At 63.4% G+C, this 20,876-nt stretch carries 22 protein-coding genes; 13 read left to right on the top strand and 9 right to left on the bottom strand.

Going from position 1 to position 20,876, the window contains the following annotated elements:
• Positions 1-29: 29 nt before the first annotated feature.
• From argH to lysA, 3 genes are all read left to right on the top strand, one after another.
• Complete coding sequence (gene argH / locus NKH28_RS14530; protein WP_352471406.1) at positions 30-1,430, top strand: argininosuccinate lyase; 1,401 nt, start codon at positions 30-32, stop codon at positions 1,428-1,430.
• Positions 1,431-1,501: 71 nt separating this feature from the next.
• The gene (locus NKH28_RS14525) at positions 1,502-1,708 is read left to right on the top strand and encodes a hypothetical protein (RefSeq protein WP_023677931.1); all 207 of its coding nucleotides are present in this window, start codon (positions 1,502-1,504) and stop codon (positions 1,706-1,708) included.
• Between the two features lie 15 nt (positions 1,709-1,723).
• On the top strand, positions 1,724-2,992 hold the full coding sequence (gene lysA / locus NKH28_RS14520) for a diaminopimelate decarboxylase (protein ID WP_352489425.1): 1,269 nt from the start codon (positions 1,724-1,726) through the stop codon (positions 2,990-2,992).
• Between the two features lie 10 nt (positions 2,993-3,002).
• Here lysA and NKH28_RS14515 read toward each other — a convergent pair whose 3' ends face one another.
• The gene (locus NKH28_RS14515) at positions 3,003-3,305 is read right to left on the bottom strand and encodes an ArsR/SmtB family transcription factor (RefSeq protein WP_352489424.1); all 303 of its coding nucleotides are present in this window, start codon (positions 3,303-3,305) and stop codon (positions 3,003-3,005) included.
• Between the two features lie 50 nt (positions 3,306-3,355).
• Here NKH28_RS14515 and NKH28_RS14510 point away from each other — a divergent pair, with 50 nt between their 5' ends.
• Positions 3,356-4,297 (top strand): threonine/serine dehydratase, encoded by a 942-nt coding sequence (locus tag NKH28_RS14510; RefSeq protein ID WP_352979300.1) that lies wholly within the window; start codon positions 3,356-3,358, stop codon positions 4,295-4,297.
• A gap of 212 nt (positions 4,298-4,509) precedes the next feature.
• Positions 4,510-7,125 (top strand): TIGR02302 family protein, encoded by a 2,616-nt coding sequence (locus NKH28_RS14505; protein WP_352979298.1) that lies wholly within the window; start codon positions 4,510-4,512, stop codon positions 7,123-7,125.
• A 71-nt stretch (positions 7,126-7,196) separates the two neighbouring features.
• Here the strand turns inward: NKH28_RS14505 and NKH28_RS14500 are convergent, their stop codons facing one another.
• Positions 7,197-8,054: a LysR family transcriptional regulator gene (locus tag NKH28_RS14500; protein WP_352979296.1), complete on the bottom strand. Its 858-nt coding sequence runs from the start codon at positions 8,052-8,054 to the stop codon at positions 7,197-7,199.
• Positions 8,055-8,277: 223 nt separating this feature from the next.
• On the opposite strand from NKH28_RS14500, the gene NKH28_RS14495 reads away from it, so the two are divergent.
• Positions 8,278-9,228, top strand: coding sequence for a DMT family transporter (locus tag NKH28_RS14495; protein WP_352471417.1), 951 nt, complete (start codon positions 8,278-8,280; stop codon positions 9,226-9,228).
• A gap of 18 nt (positions 9,229-9,246) precedes the next feature.
• Here NKH28_RS14495 and NKH28_RS14490 read toward each other — a convergent pair whose 3' ends face one another.
• The 3 genes from NKH28_RS14490 to NKH28_RS14480 form a co-directional block, all read right to left on the bottom strand.
• A complete protein-coding gene (locus NKH28_RS14490; RefSeq protein ID WP_352540192.1) occupies positions 9,247-9,618 on the bottom strand; it encodes a response regulator in 372 nt (123 codons plus the stop codon).
• 191 nt (positions 9,619-9,809) lie between these two features.
• Positions 9,810-10,352 carry a hypoxanthine phosphoribosyltransferase gene (gene hpt, locus NKH28_RS14485; RefSeq protein ID WP_254816654.1) on the bottom strand — a complete coding sequence of 181 codons (543 nt, stop codon included), beginning with the start codon at positions 10,350-10,352 and terminating at the stop codon, positions 9,810-9,812.
• A 152-nt stretch (positions 10,353-10,504) separates the two neighbouring features.
• A complete protein-coding gene (locus NKH28_RS14480) occupies positions 10,505-10,837 on the bottom strand; it encodes a hypothetical protein (RefSeq protein ID WP_352979294.1) in 333 nt (110 codons plus the stop codon).
• Between the two features lie 194 nt (positions 10,838-11,031).
• On the opposite strand from NKH28_RS14480, the gene ftsE reads away from it, so the two are divergent.
• The 3 genes from ftsE (at position 11,032) to NKH28_RS14465 (ending at position 13,520) form a co-directional block, all read left to right on the top strand.
• The gene (gene ftsE / locus NKH28_RS14475; RefSeq protein ID WP_023677923.1) at positions 11,032-11,691 is read left to right on the top strand and encodes a cell division ATP-binding protein FtsE; all 660 of its coding nucleotides are present in this window, start codon (positions 11,032-11,034) and stop codon (positions 11,689-11,691) included.
• A complete protein-coding gene (locus NKH28_RS14470) occupies positions 11,684-12,667 on the top strand; it encodes a cell division protein FtsX (protein ID WP_352979292.1) in 984 nt (327 codons plus the stop codon). Before ftsE ends, NKH28_RS14470 begins: the two co-directional genes overlap by 8 nt.
• A 262-nt stretch (positions 12,668-12,929) precedes the next feature.
• Positions 12,930-13,520, top strand: coding sequence for a YdcF family protein (locus NKH28_RS14465; protein ID WP_502898855.1), 591 nt, complete (start codon positions 12,930-12,932; stop codon positions 13,518-13,520).
• A 31-nt stretch (positions 13,521-13,551) separates the two neighbouring features.
• Here NKH28_RS14465 and NKH28_RS14460 read toward each other — a convergent pair whose 3' ends face one another.
• Positions 13,552-14,172, bottom strand: a complete 621-nt coding sequence (locus tag NKH28_RS14460; protein ID WP_352743768.1) for a pyridoxamine 5'-phosphate oxidase family protein — start codon at positions 14,170-14,172, stop codon at positions 13,552-13,554.
• A gap of 131 nt (positions 14,173-14,303) precedes the next feature.
• On the opposite strand from NKH28_RS14460, the gene NKH28_RS14455 reads away from it, so the two are divergent.
• Together NKH28_RS14455 and NKH28_RS14450 are read left to right on the top strand one after the other, a co-directional pair.
• The gene (locus tag NKH28_RS14455) at positions 14,304-15,212 is read left to right on the top strand and encodes a LysR family transcriptional regulator (RefSeq protein WP_352979290.1); all 909 of its coding nucleotides are present in this window, start codon (positions 14,304-14,306) and stop codon (positions 15,210-15,212) included.
• A 106-nt stretch (positions 15,213-15,318) separates the two neighbouring features.
• Complete coding sequence (locus NKH28_RS14450) at positions 15,319-16,119, top strand: lysophospholipid acyltransferase family protein (protein WP_352616036.1); 801 nt, start codon at positions 15,319-15,321, stop codon at positions 16,117-16,119.
• A gap of 27 nt (positions 16,120-16,146) precedes the next feature.
• Here the strand turns inward: NKH28_RS14450 and NKH28_RS14445 are convergent, their stop codons facing one another.
• Positions 16,147-16,767 (bottom strand): LysE family translocator, encoded by a 621-nt coding sequence (locus tag NKH28_RS14445; protein WP_352687394.1) that lies wholly within the window; start codon positions 16,765-16,767, stop codon positions 16,147-16,149.
• Positions 16,768-16,845: 78 nt separating this feature from the next.
• Positions 16,846-17,793 carry an aldo/keto reductase gene (locus tag NKH28_RS14440; protein WP_352979288.1) on the bottom strand — a complete coding sequence of 316 codons (948 nt, stop codon included), beginning with the start codon at positions 17,791-17,793 and terminating at the stop codon, positions 16,846-16,848.
• Positions 17,794-18,138: 345 nt separating this feature from the next.
• Between NKH28_RS14440 and NKH28_RS14435 the strand changes: the two genes are divergently transcribed.
• Positions 18,139-19,119, top strand: coding sequence for a quinone oxidoreductase family protein (locus NKH28_RS14435; RefSeq protein WP_352979286.1), 981 nt, complete (start codon positions 18,139-18,141; stop codon positions 19,117-19,119).
• Between the two features lie 45 nt (positions 19,120-19,164).
• On the opposite strand, the gene NKH28_RS14430 is transcribed toward NKH28_RS14435, so the two are convergent.
• On the bottom strand, positions 19,165-19,698 hold the full coding sequence (locus NKH28_RS14430; RefSeq protein ID WP_352979344.1) for a gamma-glutamylcyclotransferase: 534 nt from the start codon (positions 19,696-19,698) through the stop codon (positions 19,165-19,167).
• Positions 19,699-19,812: 114 nt separating this feature from the next.
• Between NKH28_RS14430 and NKH28_RS14425 the strand changes: the two genes are divergently transcribed.
• Positions 19,813-20,814, top strand: coding sequence for a DUF2125 domain-containing protein (locus NKH28_RS14425; protein WP_352502688.1), 1,002 nt, complete (start codon positions 19,813-19,815; stop codon positions 20,812-20,814).
• Positions 20,815-20,876: the final 62 nt, after the last annotated feature.

Here is a 20,876-nt window from a genome sequence, read left to right as displayed (position 1 = left end):
AAAACTGCTCCGGAGCACGGGTTATAGCGATGAACGACAAGAAGGCCAGCAACCAGATGTGGGGCGGACGTTTTGCCTCGGGTCCGGCCGCAATCATGGAAGCGATCAACGCATCGATCTCGTTCGACCGCAAACTCTATGCGCAGGATATTCGCGGCTCGATCGCCCATAGCCAGATGCTGGCGCAAACGGGCATTATTTCGGCGGCCGATCAAGAAAAAATCGCTCACGGGCTGAACACGATCCTCGCAGAGATCGAGGCCGGCACATTCGAGTTCTCGACCAGGCTGGAAGACATCCACATGAATGTCGAGGCCCGTCTGGCCGATTTGATCGGCCCCGCCGCCGGCCGCCTGCATACCGCCCGCTCGCGCAACGACCAGGTGGCGGTCGACCTCAGGCTGTGGGTCAAGGACGAATGCTTTCGTGTCGCCGAGGCGCTGAAGGGCCTGATCACGGCGTTCCTGGATCGGGCCGAGGAGCATGCGGCAACGGTGATGCCGGGCTTCACCCACATGCAGGCGGCGCAGCCGGTGACCTTCGGCCACCACTGCATGGCCTATGTCGAGATGTTTGCGCGCGACCTGTCGCGTGTCCGCGACGCCATCGAGCGGATGGATGAAAGCCCGCTCGGCGCCGCCGCCCTTGCCGGCACCAGCTTTTCCATCGACCGGCACCAGACGGCGAAGGCGCTTGGCTTCCGCGAGCCGATGCGCAATTCGCTCGACAGTGTTTCGGACCGCGATTTCGCGCTCGAGTTCCTGGGCTTTGCGGCGATCTGCGCGACGCATCTGTCGCGGCTGGCCGAAGAGATCATCATCTGGTCGACGCCGCAATTCGGCTTCATCAGGCTGTCGGATAGTTTCTCGACGGGTTCGTCGATCATGCCGCAGAAGAAGAACCCGGACGCTGCCGAACTGGTGCGCGGCAAGACCGGCCGTGTCACCGGCCATCTCGTCGGTCTGCTGACGGTGATGAAGGGCATGCCGCTGACCTATGGCAAGGACATGCAGGAAGACAAGGAATCGGTCTTCGACGCGGCCGAGACGCTCGACCTGATGCTGGCGGCGATGACCGGCATGGTGCGCGATATGACGGTGAACACTGCCGCGATGAAGAAGGCGGCCGGCGCCGGCTATTCGACTGCGACCGACCTCGCCGACTGGCTGGTGCGCTCGCTCGGCCTGCCGTTCCGCGAGGCGCACCATATCACTGGCCGGGCGGTGGCGCTGGCCGAGGAGAAGAAGGTCGGGCTCGACAGGCTTTCGCTGGAGGATCTGCAGTCCATTCACCCCGGTATCAGCGCCGACGTGTTTTCGGTTCTTGCCGTGCAGAATTCTGTAAAGAGCCGCACGAGCTTCGGCGGCACCGCGCCGTCCGAGGTGCGCAAGCAGATCCGCTACTGGAAAAAGCGGCTCGCCAAGGCGTAAGACGCGGGGTGCAATGGCCGCAAAACTCGGCTAGAAGCGGCTGCGGGCAACAGTTTCGGACGGATGGCACGATGACCGGAAGCAGGATTTTGGTGACGCTGACGCTGCTGGCGGCAATGGCCACCGTTGCGGCCTGCGGCAGGAAGGCTGCGCTCGACACGCCGTACGCGGCAGCCGTGCAGGCCCGCAAGGACGCCGAGAAGGCCAAGCAACCCTTGCCGCCGGAGCCGGAAAAACCTGTCGAGGACAAGAAATTCATCCTCGACCCGCTGCTCTGATTTCGGACCAATCTCGTGAACCATTTCGACTACCGCGACGGCGCGCTGCATGCCGAGGACGTGGCGATATCAGACATCGCCGCCAGCGTCGGCACGCCGTTCTACTGTTATTCGACGGCGACGCTGACCAGGCATTTTCGCGTCTTCACCGAGGCCTTTGCCGGGCTCGATGCTCTCGTCTGCTATGCCATGAAGGCGAATTCCAACCAGGCCGTGCTGAGGGTGCTGGCAAGGCTCGGCGCCGGCGCCGACGTGGTCTCGGAGGGCGAATTGCGCCGCGCTTTGGCGGCCGGCATCCCGGCAAGCAAGATCCTGTTTTCGGGCGTCGGCAAGACCGCGCGCGAAATGGATTCTGCGCTCTCGGCCGGCATTCTCTGTTTCAACGTCGAATCCGAACCGGAGCTGGAGCTGCTGTCGGCCCGCGCCACCGCGCTGGGCAAGATCGCGCCGATCTCGCTGCGCATCAACCCGGATGTCGACGCCAGGACGCACAAGAAGATTTCGACTGGGAAGGCCGAGAACAAGTTCGGCATTCCGTGGCAGCATGCGCGGAAGGTCTATGCGCGCGCGGCTGAGCTGACGGGCATCAAGGTCACCGGCATAGACACCCATATCGGCAGCCAGATCACCGAATTGCAGCCCTTCGACGACGCCTTTGCGCTGCTGGTGGAGCTGGTCGGCGCCTTGCGCTCCGACGGTCATGCCATCGAGCACATCGATGTCGGCGGCGGCCTTGGCATTCCCTACCGCGTCGACAACAACCCACCGCCTTTGCCCGATGCCTATGCCCGGATCGTCAGGAAACATGTTGCCAAACTTGGGCTGAAGGTAATGTTCGAGCCAGGCCGGCTGATCGTCGGGAATGCCGGCATCCTGGTGTCGGAAGTAATCTTCGTGAAGGAGGGCGACGCCAAGAACTTCCTCGTCGTCGACGCCGCGATGAACGACCTGATCCGGCCGACGCTTTACGACGCTTTTCACGACATCAAGCCGGTGGCGCAGCAGCCGGCCGCTGCACCACGCATGAAGGTCGACGTCGTCGGCCCGGTTTGCGAGACCGGCGACTATCTCGGGCTCGACCGTGACCTGCCCCGGCTGAAATCCGGCGACCTGATCGCTGTCTCCACCGCCGGCGCCTATGGCGCCGTTCAGGCCGGCACCTACAATACCAGGCTGCTGGTACCGGAAGTGCTGGTCGACGGCGACCGCTTCCACGTTGTGCGTCCGCGCCAGACCTATGACGAGCTGATCGGACTGGACTCGGTGCCGGACTGGTTGGAGTAGAACTCTGCAGCTACAGCCGGTGCTGAATGAGCGCCCTGATTTCGGCGATTCTGTCCTCATTCCGGCGATAGAATATCCACTGCTTGATGCGCTTGCTGCGCAAAAGCCCTGCCTGGGTGAGCACGCGCATATGCTCGCTGAGCGTAGCCTGGGTGATCCCTAGCCTCTCCGCGATCAGCAGCGCGCAGACGCCGTCCTCGACCAGATCGCCGTCCGTCTGCGGCGGAAAATGCGCCCGCGGGTCCTTGAGCCAATCGAGGATCTGGAGCCTGCGCTCGTTGGCAATCGCTTTGAAAACGTCGACCTCTTGCATTTAGGCACATTGCCAAGTTACTAAATAATGTCAACTCTGGGAGTGAAAGCATGCTGCACGGCCACACGATCACACGCGAGCGCATTGCGGCGATAGAACCCCGCATCCGGCCCTTCGTGCGCCACACGCCGGTGCTGCGCGTCGACATGGCCGATTTCGGCCGCCCGCCTCTGCCCGTCGACCTGAAGCTTGAGTGCTTGCAGCATTCCGGCTCGTTCAAGGCACGTGGTGCGTTCACCAATCTCCTCGAACGGCCGGTTCCTGCGGCCGGCGTCGTCGCCGCGTCGGGCGGCAACCACGGTGCCGCCGTCGCCTATGCCGCCATGCGGCTCGGCCACAAGGCGACCATCTTTGTTCCCGAAGTGAGCCCGCAGGCCAAGCTGGACCGCATCCGCGGCTACGGCGCCGAGCTGATCGTCGGCGGCGCCCGTTATGCCGAGGCGCTGGCCGCCAGCGAGAGCTTCGCCGAAAGATCCGGCGCGCTGCAGATCCACGCCTTCAACCAGGAGGAGACGCTGGTCGGGCAAGGCACGCTCGGCCTCGAGATCGAGGCCGACCTGCCGAAGCTCGACACCCTGCTGGTCGCCGTCGGCGGCGGCGGGCTGGTCGGCGGCATCGCTGCCTGGTTTTCCGGCCGCATCAGGATAATCGCGGTCGAGCCGAAGGGTGCGCCGACGCTTCATCGCGCCTTCGAGGCGGGCCGACCCGTCGACGCGCCGGCTGAGGGCATCGCCGCCGATTCGCTCGCGCCAAAGCGTGTCGGCGAAATGATGTTTCCTATCGCCGAGGCATTCGTCGAGCGCTCGATCCTGGTCGGCGACGACGACATTATCGCCGCCCAGGCGGCGCTGTGGGACCGCGTGCGAATCATCTCCGAGCCGGGCGGTGCGGCCGCCTTCGCGGCGCTCCTGTCCGGCCGCTACGCACCGGCTGCAGGCGAGCGCGTTGCCGTACTGGTCTGCGGCGCAAACGCCAATCCGGCGAAATTCTGACAATATCCGGGGCATTATTGTTCACGTTTTGGGGAACCGCCTCGCCTTCGCCGTGTTTGTTGGTATCCTTAGGGCGATGTGCATCCGCTTGGACGCACGGAGTACGCGCTAAGATTTTAGGTCTTCGCATCGTGCTTCCCGAAAATCGACTTTTCGGGCCCATGCGATAGATTCGTGAGGCCTGGGCTATCCCGCCCGGCCAGGAAGGGCCGATGACACAACGACCCATTTTCACCAGCGATCGCAGTCTGGCCAGGCGCCTTGCCTTGAGCCGGCTGGGGACGCAGGTCTCGATAATCGTCGAACGCGGCTGGCCATTGCTGCTGCCACTGATCATCGTCGCCAGCCTGTTCCTCAGCATTTCGTGGCTCGGCCTGTTCCCATTTTTGCCCGATCTGGCGCGGATCGGTCTTATCACGGCATTCGGCGTCGCAGCGCTTGCCGCACTCTATCCACTGCGTTTCTTCCGCACGCCATCCAGTGCCGAGGTCGACCGCCGCATCGAGGCGGCCAACCGATTGCTGCACAGCCCGGTGCAGGTCCAGACCGATCGCCCGAGCGGCAAGGAAAGCATTTTTTCGCAAGCCCTGTGGCGCGAGCATCAGCGGCGCATGGCGGACCGGCTGGGCGAGCTTGGCGGCGACGTGCCGCGCACACGCGTGCCGGAATGCGACCCGTGGGCGCTGCGCGCCGTTGCCGCGCTTTTGTTGGTCACTGCCTTTGCCTTCTCCTTCGGGCCATCGGGCGGCAGGCTGAGCGACGGTTTTGTTGCCCGTGCCGCCCGCGACGTCGTGCCGCCGCGCATTGATGCCTGGGTGACGCCGCCGGCCTATACCGGCAGGCCGCCGGTATTCCTGAACGCCCCGGTCCTGGCCAACAACGCCACTCAAGCGCCGCCGACCTTCGCGGTTCCGGAGGGCAGCGATGTGTCGCTGCGCGTCACCGGCGGTTCGGGCGAGGAAACGCTGAGCTACGCCGACACCGGCGGCAACACCCGCGCCATCGATCCGACCGGGCCGCAAGCCGCCAAGACTGAGGCAAGTCCGGCACCGCCTTCCACCGTGCGCCAGTTCAGCGGCAAGTTAACGGCCGACGGCACGCTGACGCTGCAGTCCAGCGACGGCGAGCTCGGCCGCTGGGCCTTCGCCATAATTCCCGACAAGCCGCCGCAGATCCGCTTTGTCGGCGAGCCGAAGCGCGCCGTCAACGGCGCCTTCGAACTCAACTACCAGATCGACGACGACTATGGCGCGGCCTCCGCCAAGGCGGTTTTCGCATTGGCCGATCCGCAAGTGCCCAACGCGCATCCGCTCTATGGCCCGCCGGAAATGCCGCTGACGTTGCCGCGCCGCGGCGGCAAGGCCAATGCTGCTAAGACGACGAAGGATCTGACCGACCATGTCTGGGCCGGTGGCAACGTCAAGCTGTCGCTTGTCGTCACCGACGGTGCCGGACACACGGCGACCAGCGAAACCAAGACGCTGGTGATGCCGGAGCGGCCATTCTCCAACCCGTTGGCGCGGGCTGTGGTCGAGCAGCGCCGCATGCTGGCGCTCGACGCCTATGCCAAGGACCGCGTGCTCGACCTGATGGATGCGATCACGCTCAGGCCCGAAGACACGTTCGACAACATGACGCACTATCTCGCCATCATGAGCGCCCGCACCCGGCTGAAGATGGCCGACAGCGACGACCAGTTGCGCGACGAGGTCGCTTACCTCTGGGAGATCGCGCTCGGCATCGAGGAAGGCAATCTGTCGGCGGCCGAGAAGCGGCTGCGCCAGGCGCAGCAGGCGCTGCAGGACGCGATCAAGAACGGCGCCAGCGACCAAGAGATCGAGAAGGCGATGAAGGAACTGCGCGAGGCGATGAACCAGTTCCTGCAGGAATTCGCGGCGCGGGCGCAGCAGAATCCGAATGCGCCACAGATGCAGCAGAACGGCCAGGAACTGCGCCAGAGCGACATCGACCGCATGATGGACCAGATCGAGAACCTGGCGAAATCCGGCAATCGCGACCAGGCGCAGCAATTGCTGTCGGAGCTGCAGGATATGATGAACAATCTGCAGGCAGGCCGCCAGCAGCAAGGCGGCCAGCAGGACAGCGAGATGCGCCAGCAGATGGACAAGCTGGGCGAAATCATGCGGCGCCAGCAGGAGATGATGAACGACACTTTCCGCATGGACCAGATGCAGCGCGGCCAGCAACAGCGCGGGCAGAACCGCGACGAGCAGCTCGGCGAGAACAGTGAGCCAGGCCCGATGGGCGAAGAGGGCAAGCCCGGCCCAGGTGACGACCGCGATCCGCTCGGCCGGCCGAACCCGATGACGCCGCAGGAATTTGCTGACGCGCTGAAGCAATTGCAGGAAGGCCAGGGCAAGCTGCAGAGCGAGCTCGATCAATTGAGGAAGAGCCTCGAAGGCATGGGCCTCGACCCCAATGAGGGGTTTGGCGAGGCCGGCAAATCCATGGGCAATGCCGAACAGGCGCTCGGCGAGGGCGAAGGCGACCAGGCCGTCGGTCACCAGGGCCGCGCATTGGAAGCCTTGCGCAGGGGCGCCAAGGACATGATGAAGCAACTGCAGGCGATGCAAGGCGACCAGGGCGGCAACGGCCAGGGCGGACGCCAGCAGAATGCCGACCGTGACCCGCTCGGGCGGCCTCGCACCAGCGAGGGTCCCGACGACGGAAGTTCGGTGAGAGTGCCCGACGAGATCGACGTGCAGCGTGCCCGCCAGATCCTCGAAGCGATCCGCAAGCGGCTCGGCAACGCACTCAGCCCCGATATCGAGCGCAGCTATCTGGAGCGGTTGCTGGAGCTGAAGTAAGGCTGCCTGTATTCGGAAGATCGCCGCGCGCAGTCCGTGGTGGCCGCCAGCGCCGAGCTGAGTGGCATGCTTTAACGGTTGGTGAAAGCCTCGCGGATCGCCTCTTCCATGCCGTCGATTGCCTCGCCGGAAGCGTTCGCATTGCGCCGCAGCACCACGTTCGAGGAATCGATGTCGCCGAACCCGTCGGCGGCCGTAAGCTCGCGGCAGCCGGCCGGGATGTTGCTGCGCGAGATCGGCGCAATCGCCAATCCGGAGGTGACGGCGAGCCGCAGGCCGCCATTGGTATCGCTGGTGTAGGCGACACGATAAGCGAGACCGCGCTGTTCCAGCGACTTTATCGCGAAATCCTTGCACCAACCGGCACGGTTGTAGAGCGCGATCGGCACCGGCCGCTCCTCATGCATGTGATGCAGCTCCGACGTCACCCATACGGTTGGGTCATGCATCAGCACCTCACCGCCTGACAGATCCTGCCATTCGAACACCACCGCCAGATCGAGCTCGCCGGCGGCGAGCGCCGCGATCTGCGCACCGGAATGCGCGTAGCGGACGGTGATGTCGACCTGAGGATGGCGCTTGGCAAAGACGCCGAGTGCCCGCGACAGGATCGCGTGGCCATATTCCTCCGGGATACCGATGCGCACCGGCCCGCCAAGCGGCGCCGCGACCATCGATGCCGCCGTCTCGTCGAGCAGTGAAACGATACGCCTGGCGTTGGCGATGAGTTCGCCGCCGCGCTGCGTCAACGCTACACCGCGCGACCCGCGCTCGAACAGGCTGTCGCCGATCATGCCTTCGAGCCTCTTCATCTGCATCGAGACTGCCGACTGGGTGCGGCCGGCCCGCTCCGCCGCTTTGGTGAAATTGCCGGTGTCGGCGACCGCCACGAAGATGCGCAACAGGTCGCTGTCGAGATTGGGTCGCATGTGCCCACCATAAGAAAATCTGATTGCTGGCATCATTCCAATTCGTTTGCAACATGTCAAACGGGGGACGATAGTCGCCTTACCCATTGGATATGCGGCCGCGAAATCGGCTGCGGACCAATCAAAAGTCCTCACTCGTACCCGCTGCCCGAAACGGTGGCGGGTTCTTTTTACCCGGATGCAGGCCTGCCTTCGGCCACGCACGCGGGAGACAGGAGCGCCTATGCAGAATCGGCTTGTGCTCGGCATCCTCAGCCTCTGTCTCGGCGTGCTGGTCTTTTCGCTGCAGGACCCGCTGGTCAAGGCGGTGTCGAGCCACTATCCGGTCACCGAGGTGATGGCGATCCGCTCGATCGTCGCCCTGCCGATCCTGGTTTTCCTCGTCCACGCCGATGTCGGATTGCAGGCGATCCTGTCGAAGCGGTTCGGCATGCTGACGATGCGCGCCTTCATCCAGTTCACCTCCTACACGGCCTACTATCTGGCAATCGCCGCCCTGCCGCTGGCTGACGCGGTGGCGCTCTATTTCATGGCGCCGCTGTTCATCATGGCGCTGGCCGGCCCCTATCTCGGCGAACGCGTGTCCTGGCAGGCGCTCGCCACCGTCCTGGTCGGCATGCTCGGCGTGCTGGTCATGGTGCGCCCGGGCGCCGGCTTGTTCGACTGGGCAGCGCTGCTGTCGCTAGGTTCGGCTCTGCTCTACGGTTTCTCGCAGCTGATGGCACGCAAGATCGGCGACACCGAATCCTCGACTGTCATGGCGTTCTATCAGAACGGCGCCTATCTGGTCGGCGCCGCCTTGGTGGCGGCATTGTTTTGGCTGGCAGGCATTGACCACGCCGTGCATCCGAGCCTCGAATTCCTCGTCCGGCCATGGGTCTGGCCGGCGACGCCGGACCTCCTCAAGATGGGGGCATGCGGCTTCGTTGCCTCGGCCGGCATGATCCTGTTGTCGCAGGCCTACCGGCTGGCGCCCGCCAACAGCGTCGCCACCTTCGAATACACCGGTATCATCTGGTCGCCGCTATGGGGTTTTCTGTTCTTTGCCGAGGTGCCGCGACCAGCGACGGCGGCCGGCGCAGCCCTCATCATCGGCGCCGGGCTTTTTGCGCTCAATGCCGGCCGGCACCGGAGCGGCGTGCCAGCCAATACGGCGACCTGCGACCCTGCCTGAAGGCGGTCGGCCTTGGACTTAGGCGAAGCAGGCGAGCGCCTGTTCGACGCGGGCGCGGATTTCAGCCAGCGTGAACGGCTTTTGCACGACGTCGAGAATAATGCCGTCCAATTCGTCGGCGCGCTCGCGCTGGTCGGCATAGCCGGTCATCAGCATGATCTTCATCGCCGGGAACAGCGCCGCTGCCGCCTTGGCCATCTCGATGCCGTCCATCTCCGGCATGCGGATGTCGGACAGCACAAGGTCATAGCTCCCTTGCGCCGCCCGGATCAGAGAAAGGCCGTGTGCGCCGTCCGCGGCGACAGTGACATTATGCCCGGCGCGCTCGAGCGCGCGAGCGGCGAGAGTGCGGACGGATTCATCGTCCTCGACGATCAGGAGATTTGCCATGGGCAGGATATTTGGCGAGGAAAAGTTGATGTTTCCTGAAAGCCAGGAAGGCCATGAGGCCTTTTCAAAATTCGCTCCGCCGAGTCATATGACGTGGTTTTCGAGACCCGGAGCGGACGTTCGAGTCCGTGAGCACCGGAAGCGCAGAAAACCGCGTCAGATGACCGCCGGAGTAGAATTTTCAAAAGGCCTCAGGCGTCGCCCTTGACGATGCCGACGAACGGCAATTCGCGAAACGCGTGGGCGACGTCCATGCCATAACCGACGACGAAATAATCGGGGCAGTCGAAGCCGACATAATCGGCGTTGAGCGTGGTCTGGCGGCGCATGCGCTTGTCGAGCAGCACGGCGATGGCACAGCTCCTCGCGCCGCGCGACAGCATGAGGTCGCGGGTGAAACTCAGCGTCTTGCCGGATTCCAGAATGTCGTCGATCAAAAGCACATCGCGGCCGGCGACCTCGTTGTCGATGTCGCGCAGCACCCTCACCTCACCGCTGGTCGTGCCGGCGCCATAGCTGGAGATGAAGATGAACTCGACCTCCGGCGACAGGCCGACATCGTGCATGGCACGGATAAGATCGGCGGCGAAGATGAACGATCCCTTCAGCACCGAGATTACCAGAAGGTCGTGGTAGTCGTGCCCGGCGATCTCCTTGGCAAGTTCCAGGTTCCGCCGCGCGATGGCGGACGCCGAAAACAGGACTTCGATGTCCTTGCCGCGCACAACTGGCATTGGCTGCCCTTCCAGAAATGATCGCCTTTGTAGGCGAAGCCGACCGAAACGGTCTTCAACCCGTTTCTAGGCATGTCGTGCCGTCTGGCAAGGCCAAATCTTTCTCAGGGTGCCCGCGTTTACCAGTGACCTGTTGATTTTCTGGCGCCGTTCTAACGAACCAGCGCATGGCCGCCCGAAATCCAGAAGGCGGCAAAGGCGGCACCGACGCCGACAATCCAGAAGATCGGCCCACCATGCACCCACAACGGCTGTTCGACGGCGGTCTCGGGCTTGCGCAACATGTCCATGCCTTCGATCGAAGGCATGGAAATCATGCGCGCGGGCGGCGGCGCAAAGTCTTGACGTGCAAAATGGCGGGGCAGCACCTCATAGTCGGCATCGATGACCTCGGCGGTCACGTCGCGCATGATGCGTTCCGGCTCGGCGGCCGGATCGGTCATGATTTCGCCGGAAACCGGGCGCGCGGTTCGATCCTCAGCCATCATGGCCCAATACTACCGCACCTGTTCGCTGTTCGTTTCTTTCGGGTAAACGGAAATGGTTAACGCTTCCCCACCGGAACCCCTGTGACTCGCTCGAAAAGCCCCCAAATTAACCGTCGGTTAACCATGCCGGCCGATGGTCTTTCCACAGAAAGGGCTGGCATCTTGCCGCCGAGAATTTCAGGTCGTCGAAAGTGATCCGCTTCGAAAATGTCGGCCTCCGCTATGGCATGGGTCCGGAGATTCTCCGCGACATCTCCTTGCACATTCCGGAGCGCTCCTTTCAGTTCCTGAGCGGACCTTCAGGCGCCGGCAAGACGACGTTGCTGCGGCTTTTGTTCATGTCGCTGAAGCCGACGCGCGGCCTGATCACCATTTTCGGCAAGGACCGCTCGCGCATCTCGCGCACCGAATTGCCGCATCTGAGACGTCGCATCGGCGTGGTGTTCCAGGATTTTCGCCTGCTCGACCATATGACCACCTACGAGAACGTGGCATTGCCGCTGCGCGTGCGCGGCCGCGAGGAGGCGACCTATCGCACTGACGTCACCGAGCTGCTGAAATGGGTCGGCCTCGGCGAGCGCATGCATGTGCTGCCACCGGTGCTGTCTGGCGGCGAGAAGCAGCGCGCCGCCATTGCCCGGGCGTTGATCGAGCAGCCCGAGATCCTGCTCGCCGACGAGCCGACCGGCAATGTCGACCCGCCGCTGGCGCGACGCTTGCTGCGGTTGTTCATCGAGCTCAACCGGCTGGGCACCGCCGTGGTGATCGCCACACACGACCTCGGCCTGATGGAACAGGTGGACGCACGGCGAATGATCCTGGCCGGCGGAAGGCTGGACATCTATGACTGAGCTCTCCGTCGAACATTTCGAGGGTCAGGACGCCGCGGCGGCAAAGCCCCGCGTCCAGCGCAAAATGGCGCCGATCGTGCCGGCGCAGAACATCGCCGGCCGGGCGCTGATGCTGGTCATCGCCATCATGACGTTTCTGTCCTGTCTGACGTTTGGCGCAGTCACGCTGGTGCGTGACACCGCCTCCGTCTGGGAGAACCAGATCTCGCGCGAAGCGACCATCCAGATCAAGCCGGTCGACGGCCTCGACATGGAGGCCGCACTTGCGCTGGCCTCGCAGATCGCCGGCAAATTCCCTGGCGTGAAAAGCGCCAGGATCATCGATCGCGAAGCAACGGCCCGACTGCTCGAGCCTTGGCTAGGCTCGGGCCTGAACATCGATGAGCTGCCGGTGCCGCGCTTGATCATCATCACCATCGACGAGAATAGTCCGCCCGATTTCGCCGCACTGCGCGCGGCAATCACGCCGAAGCTGCCGAGCGCCTCGCTCGACGATCATCGCACCTGGGTCGACCGGCTGGTTGCCATGGCCCGCACCACGGTAACGATCGGTATCGCAGTGTTGGCGCTGATGCTGTCTGCGACGGTGCTGACCGTTGTATTCGCGACGCGCGGCGCCATGGCCGGCAATGGCCACATCATCGAGGTGCTGCATTTCGTCGGCGCCGAGGCGCGCTTCATCGCGCGCGAATTCCGCCGGCATTTTCTGGTCACCGGCATGAAGGGCGCCGCGGCAGGCGGCGCCGCGGCGATCCTGGTCTTCATCGTCTTCTCCTGGTGGTCGTCACACAACATGGCAACGCCGCAGGCCGACCAGGCGACCGCCCTGTTCGGCAATTTCGCCATCGGCTCGGCGGGTTATCTCGGGGTCGCTGTCATGGTGCTGGTGATCGGCGCGCTGACGGCGGCAACCTCCCATTTCACCGTGGTTGCTTATCTCAGCGACATCGACATTCGCCAGCCGGACGCCGGCTAAAGGAAAGATCGATCACGGATGAAAACGCATCGTCACGAAAATTGCATTTTTTTCCTACCAAAGGCCGTATTTCGGGATTAACCATTTCATGATGGACGTTCGGGACTCGACCGATACCGCTGGATGCATGCCAGTGCTGGTTGCGCGCCCGCCTGTATTCGCCGAGCCTGATGAATTTGCCAAGCCGGATCAGTTTGCCAAACATGGGCGGCTGCTGGCAGCCCGCTCCTTGCGCATCTCGGCTCTCCTTCTGCTCGCCTTTATGGCGCTGTTTGTCGCCGGCTTCGGCTGGTTCGCCAATACCGTCAGCCGCCTGACTACGCCCGCCAATCCGGCAAGGGCCGACGCTATCATCGTGCTGACCGGCGGCCAGTCGCGCCTCGACGCTGCGATGGGCCTGCTTGCGTTAGGCAAGGGCGAGCGGCTGCTGATCAGCGGCGTCCATCCCTCCGCCAGCCGCCGCCAGCTTCAGGCCGCGACCGGCGGCGACAAGAGGCTGTTTTCCTGCTGCGTCGACATCGACCGCGCCGCGCTCGACACGATCGGCAATGCCGAGGAAAGTGCCAAATGGGTCGAGGACCATGCCTACGGCACGGTCATTCTCGTCACCAATAATTATCATATGCCGCGTAGCTTGCTGGAAATGGGCCGGCTGCTGCACGGCGCCAGGCTCGAGCCCTATCCGGTGGTCAACACCAACCTCGAGAATGGCGGCTGGCTGACCAAGCCGGAAGCGCTGCGCGTGCTGTTCACCGAATACAACAAATACCTGCTGGCGCTGGCGCGCGGCATCATGCCGGTGAAGCAATCGCCCAACGGCGTCACGCTGGCCGACGCCGCGGGCGGAAACTGAACGGCACCGGCACTTTTATTCCCTAGCTCTCTTATTCCCTGGCTGCTGCATCCGATCGCAAGCGTGCGATCTCCTGTTCGAGCCGTTCGATGCGCTTGTCGCGTTCGCCCAGCGCCGCCGCCACGCCGGCAGCTTCGAAACGCTGCGGGATGTGCTGCGAGCAATTTGAATCCCAAGCCGAAACCGTAAACAGGATAACCTGCTCGGGTCGCGCCTTATAGTCTTGCGGCATCAGCTTTGCCGTCAGCTCGGCATCGCCCTCGACGACGCGCGCCCTGCCCCAGATCTTGATGCGCTGCCGGTGCGCATAATCGATCAGGAATAGGAAAGCCTGTGGGTTGTCGCTGAGGTTGCCCTGGGTGATGAACTGCCTGTTGCCGGAAAAATCGGCAAAGCCGATCGTCCGTTCGTCGAGCACCTTGAGGAAACCGGCAGGCCCGCCGCGATGCTGGATGTAAGGCTGCCCGTCCGCATTGGCGGTCGACAGAAAGACGCTGGTCTGCGCCTCGATGAAGGCGGCGAGATCGGGCGTGATTACCGCCTGCCAGCCGCCACGCTCCTCGACACGGGCATAGGCCTGGCGCGAGCCCTTGCGCGCCTGAATCGCCTTCACCGTCGGGGTGAAAGCAACATCGCTGGTGTGAGCGTTCATGGAAGCCTCCTCAAGCGCCGAGCTGCGCTGCATTGCTAGTAAGGAAATAGGTCCTTCCATCTTCGAGATGCAGATGCCATATCTGCAATCTATCCTTCCGTTTTTCGGGAGGGCAAATTTTCGGGAGAGCTATGGATCGCCTCCAGTCCATGTCGCTTTTCGTTGCCGCGGCGGAGACAGGCAGCCTCTCGGCTGCCGGGCGCCGCTTCGGCATTCCGCTGACGACGGTCAGCCGCAACGTTTCGGACCTGGAAAAGCACCTGAAGACACGGCTGTTGAACCGCTCGGCGCGGCAGCTGTCGCTGACCGATGCAGGCCACGCCTATCTCGCCGCCTGTCGTCGCATTCTCGATGAGGTCGGCGAGGCCGAGCGAATAGCCGCCGGCGAATACAGCGCCCCGACCGGCGAACTGATCGTCACTGCGCCGATCGTCTTCGGCCGCCTGCATGTGCTGCCGGTCGTCACCGGCTTCCTCTCCGTCTATCCTGAGGTAGGTGTGCGGCTGACACTCGCCGACCGGATAACCCAGCTGGTCGAAGAGCACATCGACCTCGCCATCCGCATCGGTGAGCTTGCCGATTCGAGCCTGATCGCCACCCGCCTGGGTTCAATCCGCCGCGTCGTTTGCGCAAGCCCGGCCTATCTCGCCGAGCACGGCACACCGAAAACGCCGCAGGAGCTTGCAGCACACAGTGCCATCACCTTCGAAGGGCTCACCGCCGCAGCCTGGAGCTTCGCCACCGGCAAGACCGAATTCAGCGTGCCGATCCGCTCCCGGCTGCGGGTCAACACCGCTGAGGCGGCAATCGATGCGGCGATTGCCGGCGTCGGCGTGACGAGGCTGCTTTCCTATCAGATTGCCGCCGCAGTCCGGTCGGGTACGCTGCGCCCGGTGCTGCAAGAGTTTGAGCCAGACCCATGGCCGGTGAGCCTCGTCCATGCCGGCCAGGGGCTACTGCCGGTGAAGCTGCGCGCATTCCTCGACTTCGCCGCCCCGCGCCTGAGACAGCGCCTGCTGCAGGCCGCGTGGGAAACGTGACGAAGACGGCCCTCGCAAGGCCGGGCCGATCGCCCGCCTCGCAGCGTTTCCTTTTTGCCGGCGCTTGGTGTAACGAACGCACACCTCCTCACCGGGCACTTGTTGTATGCTGTATTTCCGCTCGCTGGCGTTCAATCTCGCCTTTTACCTCAATCTGATCGTCCAGATGATCCTCTGGACCCCGTATTATTTCCTGTCGCCGCGCCATCGCGCCTGGTTCGTGCCGAAATTCTGGTCGCGCACCAGCATGTGGCTCTACGACAAGATCGCCGGCACCAGAAGTGAGATCACCGGCCAGGAAAACCTGCCTGACGGCTCCTTCATCCTGGCGCCGAAGCACCAGTCCTTCTGGGACACGATCGCTTTCCTGCCTTATCTCGACGATCCCGTTTACATATTGAAACGGGAGCTGACGTGGATCCCGTTCTTCGGCTGGTACATTTTGAAGATGCGGATGATTCCTGTCGACCGCGGCAGCCGCTCGAAGGCATTGAAAATGGTGATCGCCGCGACCAAACAGGAATTGGCGCGCAATCCGCGCCAGCTGATCATCTACCCCGAGGGCACCCGCCGGGCGCCGGGCGACGAACCGGTCTACAAATACGGCATCGTCGAACTTTATGCCCAGCTTGGCATTCCGGTGGTGCCGGTCGCCCACGTCGCCGGCCTCTATTGGCCGCGCCGCAAATTCCTGCGCTATCCCGGCACGATCAAGGCGCGCTTCCTGCCGCCGATCCCGCCCGGCCTCGGCAAGGACGAATTCATGCAACGGCTGATCGGCGAGACGGAAGCCGCCTGCGACCAGCTTCTCGTCGAGGCGGCACAGACGCCGAACCCGCCGCCGATGCCGCCGACGGCAATGAAACGGCTTGGTGAGCTCGATGCGAAACCTGAATTGAAAGGCTGAGACACCCGCCGCGCATGCCGGAAAGGCTCACGGCAAGGCAGCCAGGGCGGCTGTTGCAACCAGCGTCAAGGCAAACACCAGATTGATGATCCGCGACGCCAGCGGTTTGCGCAGCAAATGTGCAAAAGCCGCGCCGGCGAGAAGCCACAAGAGATGAATGGCAGCAATCATCAAGGCGAGGACCGCCAGCTTGGCTGAAATAGCAAGACCGCCGGCGCCGGAAGACGCGCCGGCAAACACGGCGGCAATCGCCACATAGGCTTTCGGATTGGCAACGGCCAGAAGGAACCCGCCCAGGAAAGTGGGAAGCGCCGCCCCACCAATGCGTGCCGCCAGTGGCGGCGCCGTCGCAATCTTGAACGCCAGATAGAGGATGTAGGCTGCTGACGCGACCGCCAACAGCGCTGCGAGCTTCGGCAGCGCGGTGAGAACGGCCATGATGCCCGTCGCCACCACCAAAAGCACGAGAACCGTCCCGACAACGATTCCCGAGGCATAGCGCAGCGAACCGCGCAGGCCGAACGCGGCGCCGATCGCGGTGACGCTTATCGTCGCCGGCCCCGGGCTGCCCATGACGATGGCCGACGCCAACACAAGCGCCAGCAATCGCTGCCATAGCTGCTGATCGATAAGACCCTGTCCGGCCATGCGACGTCCCTGCATCCTGTGACGAGGCAGGGACGGTAGGGCAAGGCAGCGGCGCCGGTCTTGAACGATCGTGCGCGGCTACGCGCTGGCCTTGTCGAGCTCGGCGATATCGTCCGGGCCGAGCTGCAACGACGCGGCACGCACCAGGCTGTCGAGCTGGTCGAGCGTCGTCGCGCTGGCGATCGGGGCGGTGACGCCGGGCCGCGCCATGACCCAGGCAAGCGCCACTTCCGCCGGCCTGGCCGAATGTCTGGCCGACACCGCATCGAGCGCTGAGAGAATGCGCATGCCGCGCGCGTTGAGATAGCCTTTCACACCACTGCCGCGCGGACTTTTGCCGAGATCGGCTTCGCTCCGGTACTTGCCGCTCAGAAACCCTTTGGCGAGGCTGAAATAGGTGATGACGCCGATGTCCTCGGCCGCGCACAGATCGCGCAGCGGACCATCGAAGGACGAGCGGTCGTAAAGGTTGTATTCCGGCTGCAGCACCTCGTAGCGCGGCAGGCCCCGCAGGCTTGCTACGTCAAGTGCGGCCCGCAGCTGGGCGGCGTCGAGGTTGGAAGCGCCGGTATAACGGATTTTGCCCTTGTCGAGCAGTTTCTGGTAAGCGCCGAGCGTTTCCTCATAAGGGGTCGCCGGGTCGGGCCAGTGCGACAGATAGAGATCGACGCTATCGACCTGCAGCCTCTTCAGCGAAGCATCGATGGCCTGTTCGATATAGGCGGCGGACAGGTCCCTCTTACCCTGTCCCATATCCGAACCGACCTTGGTGATGACGACAACCTTGTCGCGGTTACCACGGCTCTTCATCCATTTGCCGATGATGGTTTCGGATTCGCCGCCTTGGTGGCCGGCAATCCAGCGCGAATAGGAATCGGCCGTGTCGATGGCGTTGAAACCGGCGTCGACAAAGCGGTCGAGCAGGTCGAACGAGGTTTTCTCATCGGCGGTCCAGCCGAACACATTGCCGCCCAGAACCAATGGCGCGATGGATAGGTCGGTGCGACCGAGACGACGTTTCTGCAAGGCTGATCTCCATGGTGATTCATGCTGGGGCGGGTGGGAGCCGCCGACCGAGCTAACCTATGTCGCACCGTGGCAACGTCAAACGCATAGCCTCTTTTCCAGCCCGCCGGCGCTTCACAAAGCCGCGACCCGCCGCGCCGTGTCCGGCCCCAAGGCGCTGGTCCCGGGCATCCAAACCAGCAGCCTCTGAAGAAACGATCTGGCAAGTTTGGCACATAGATTGTCAAATCTGCCAATTCAGACCTTTGCCGGCCGGCCATAGGTTCCGCGGCGCCGACGCAAATCTCGGCACGGTCTGGCCAAGCCCGGACTGTTTGCCTCGGATCGTTTGTTATGGAGACCGGCATGAAAGCAATTGTATTTGACGCCATCGGTTCGCCGCGCGACGTGCTCTATGTGAATGACCTGCCGTTGCCACGGATCAGCGACGGCGAGGTGCTGGTCAGGATGGTCTCGGCCTCGATCAATCCGGGCGACTTCCTGTTTATCCAGAACCTCTATCCCGAACCGAAGAAGCCGCATTTTCCCCGGCAGATCGCCGGAAACCATGGCGCCGGCATCGTCGAAGCCGTTGGCGGGAACGTTCGGTTGGAACCGGGGACGCTTGTCGCGTTCAGCTATTATGGCAGCTGGGCCGAGTACGCCGCCATTCCCGCCGAATGGCTGATCCCGTTGCCTGCCGGCTATCCTGTCGAACGCGCCGGGCAGATGGTGAACCCCATTACCGCGTGGGATCTGCTGGTGGATTCCCGTGTGCGGCCTGGCCAGTGGCTGGCTGTCACGGCCGGCTATTCGTCAATTTCGACAATGGTGATGCAGTTCGCCCAACGACGCGGCATCAACGTCATCGCGCTTGTGCGGCGCTCGCACCAAAGCTTCGATCTGAAGACGCTTGGCGCCGCCGCCACTCTTGACCTTTCGGAGTTGAAGACAAGTATCCGGGAAGCCGTGATGGATATCACCGGTGGCGCCGGATTGAACGGGATTATCGACAATGTCGGCGGACCTGTCAGCGGCGAATTGATCCGCACCCTGGCGCTCGGCGGGCAGATGGTGATCAATGGCGGCATGAGTGCCGAGCGCTTCGAACTGCACAATTTCGATGTGTTGCTGAGCGGCGTCGAGATCAGGGCGAATATCTATCGCTATTTCTTTTCGCCGCCGGTCGAAGCCGACCGGCCTGTGCTACGCGAGATCATCGACATCTTCGGCCAGCCCGGCTTCCACGTTCCTGTCGGCGGTCTCCACCCGCTGACCGAGTTCAAGCTGGCCGTGGCAAACAGCCTGGATCGCGCCGATCTTGGCAAACAGATTTTCGAGATGTAGCCCGCATCACGACACCGAAATCATCATCGTCAACGGTAAAAGAAGCTACGTCGCGACCCGTCTTGTCACTTCTTCCAGCCAGTGGTCGCTTATACCCAGTGCTTCGAGGTGCTCCAGCGTGCTGAGCACGTAATCCTCATTCCTCCCCGATTGGCCGACGGCGCCGCGAACGACGGCCGCCGCCTCGGCCGGGTCGAGCGCACCGGCATATTGCTCATGGCTGCGGTCCACGACATAGGCGACGGCGTCGACCGTCTTGCCCCCATCCGTTTCACCCTTGTCGAGGCGAACGCTGAGCACACGTTCGAGATAGACGTTGGTGACCAGCTCGCGTTCGCGCAGATAGGTAATGACCTCGTTGCGCAGCTCGCCTGGAACCCGGAACGCCAGCCCGATGCAGGAGCCTCCGCGGTCGAGGCCGAGCACCAGGCCCGGCCGTTCGCGCGTGCCGCGATGCACGAAAGAATAGACGCAGAGCGAACGGCGGTAGCCATGCAGGCGGGCGCGCCGCGTCTCGACATGTGCGAATCCCGGTCGCCAGATCAGTGAGCCGTAGCCAAAAACCCAAAAATCGCCCATATCGCCAAGCCTGATTGTGACGACCACCTCACCGGTGGTGTTTCAGTCCGTCTACCTGTTGGTGCCGCAAGCGACAGCCCGCCCGTGCCACCCCGCGTTAACGAAAGCCGCAGCATGACGTCAAGTGACGAGCGCCCGCCGCCCAGCCAACGTCGCCGCCTGTTGTGGCTTGCCGCTTTCATCCTCGTGCTGTTCGGCATCTACAGCGCCGGCTGGTTCTACCTGGCGGACCTGGTCGAGAGCGCCACCAAAAAGGCGGTCGCCGATCTCGACGACAAAGGCATCAAGGCCGACTGCGCCAATCTCGCGGTCAGCGGCTATCCCTTCAGCTTCACCGTTTCCTGCGACAGCCTGGCTTACGAGGACGACAGCCGCAACGTCGCGGCATCGACAGGCAAGATCAACGCCGCCACGCAGATCACCCGGCTTCTGTCGCCTGCCGCCGAGCTCAGGGGGCCGCTCAGGACCTCTGTTCCCGGCATGACCCCGCTCTGGATCGACTGGGATGATCTGCGGGCCGACATGAAGCTGTCCTGGCCGCTGCCGAGGCGCCTCTCACTGCAGGCAGAAGGCCTGTCCGGCCAGACCGATCCGGCAGACGACACCGATCCCGTCTCGCTGTTCAGCGCCGGAACCGCCACCGGACAATTGCGCCCAAACGGCCCGGACATCGACTATGCCGGCAATTTCACCGATCTTGAAATCGACGCGGCGGCCATCGGCGGGCGCGTCTTGCCGCCGCTCGACGGCAGCGGCGACGTGACGCTGAAGAACGGCCTGACACTGATCAAGGCAAATCCGACGAGCCTGCGCGGCCAGGCGGCCGAAATCCACGAGCTCGATCTGTCGTCCGGAACTGCGCGCATCACCGTTTCCGGACCGCTGTCGGTCGATGACGACGGTCTCATAAATGCCGACCTGACAATCAGGCTCAATGATCCAAAGGCCGTGGCGGCAATCCTCGCCACCGCCATCCCCGAGCAGAAGAAAGAGATCCAGACCGGCTTTGCCGGACTGGCGCTGCTCGGCAACCAGCCGTCAATGCCGCTGAAGATCGTCAGGGGCAAGGCCTCGCTCGGCTTCATCCCGCTCGGCAAGATCAAGCCGCTCGACTAGAGTAATTCCAGCAAAAGTGTGAAACGGTTTTCCGTCCGGAATTGCGCAAAACAAAGAGATAG

The sequence above is a fragment of the Mesorhizobium sp. M1227 genome (assembly GCF_040318315.1).
GTDB lineage: Bacteria > Pseudomonadota > Alphaproteobacteria > Rhizobiales > Rhizobiaceae > Mesorhizobium.
Note: the sequence above shows the minus strand (reverse complement) of the source record. Positions and strands in the feature narration are given on the sequence as shown.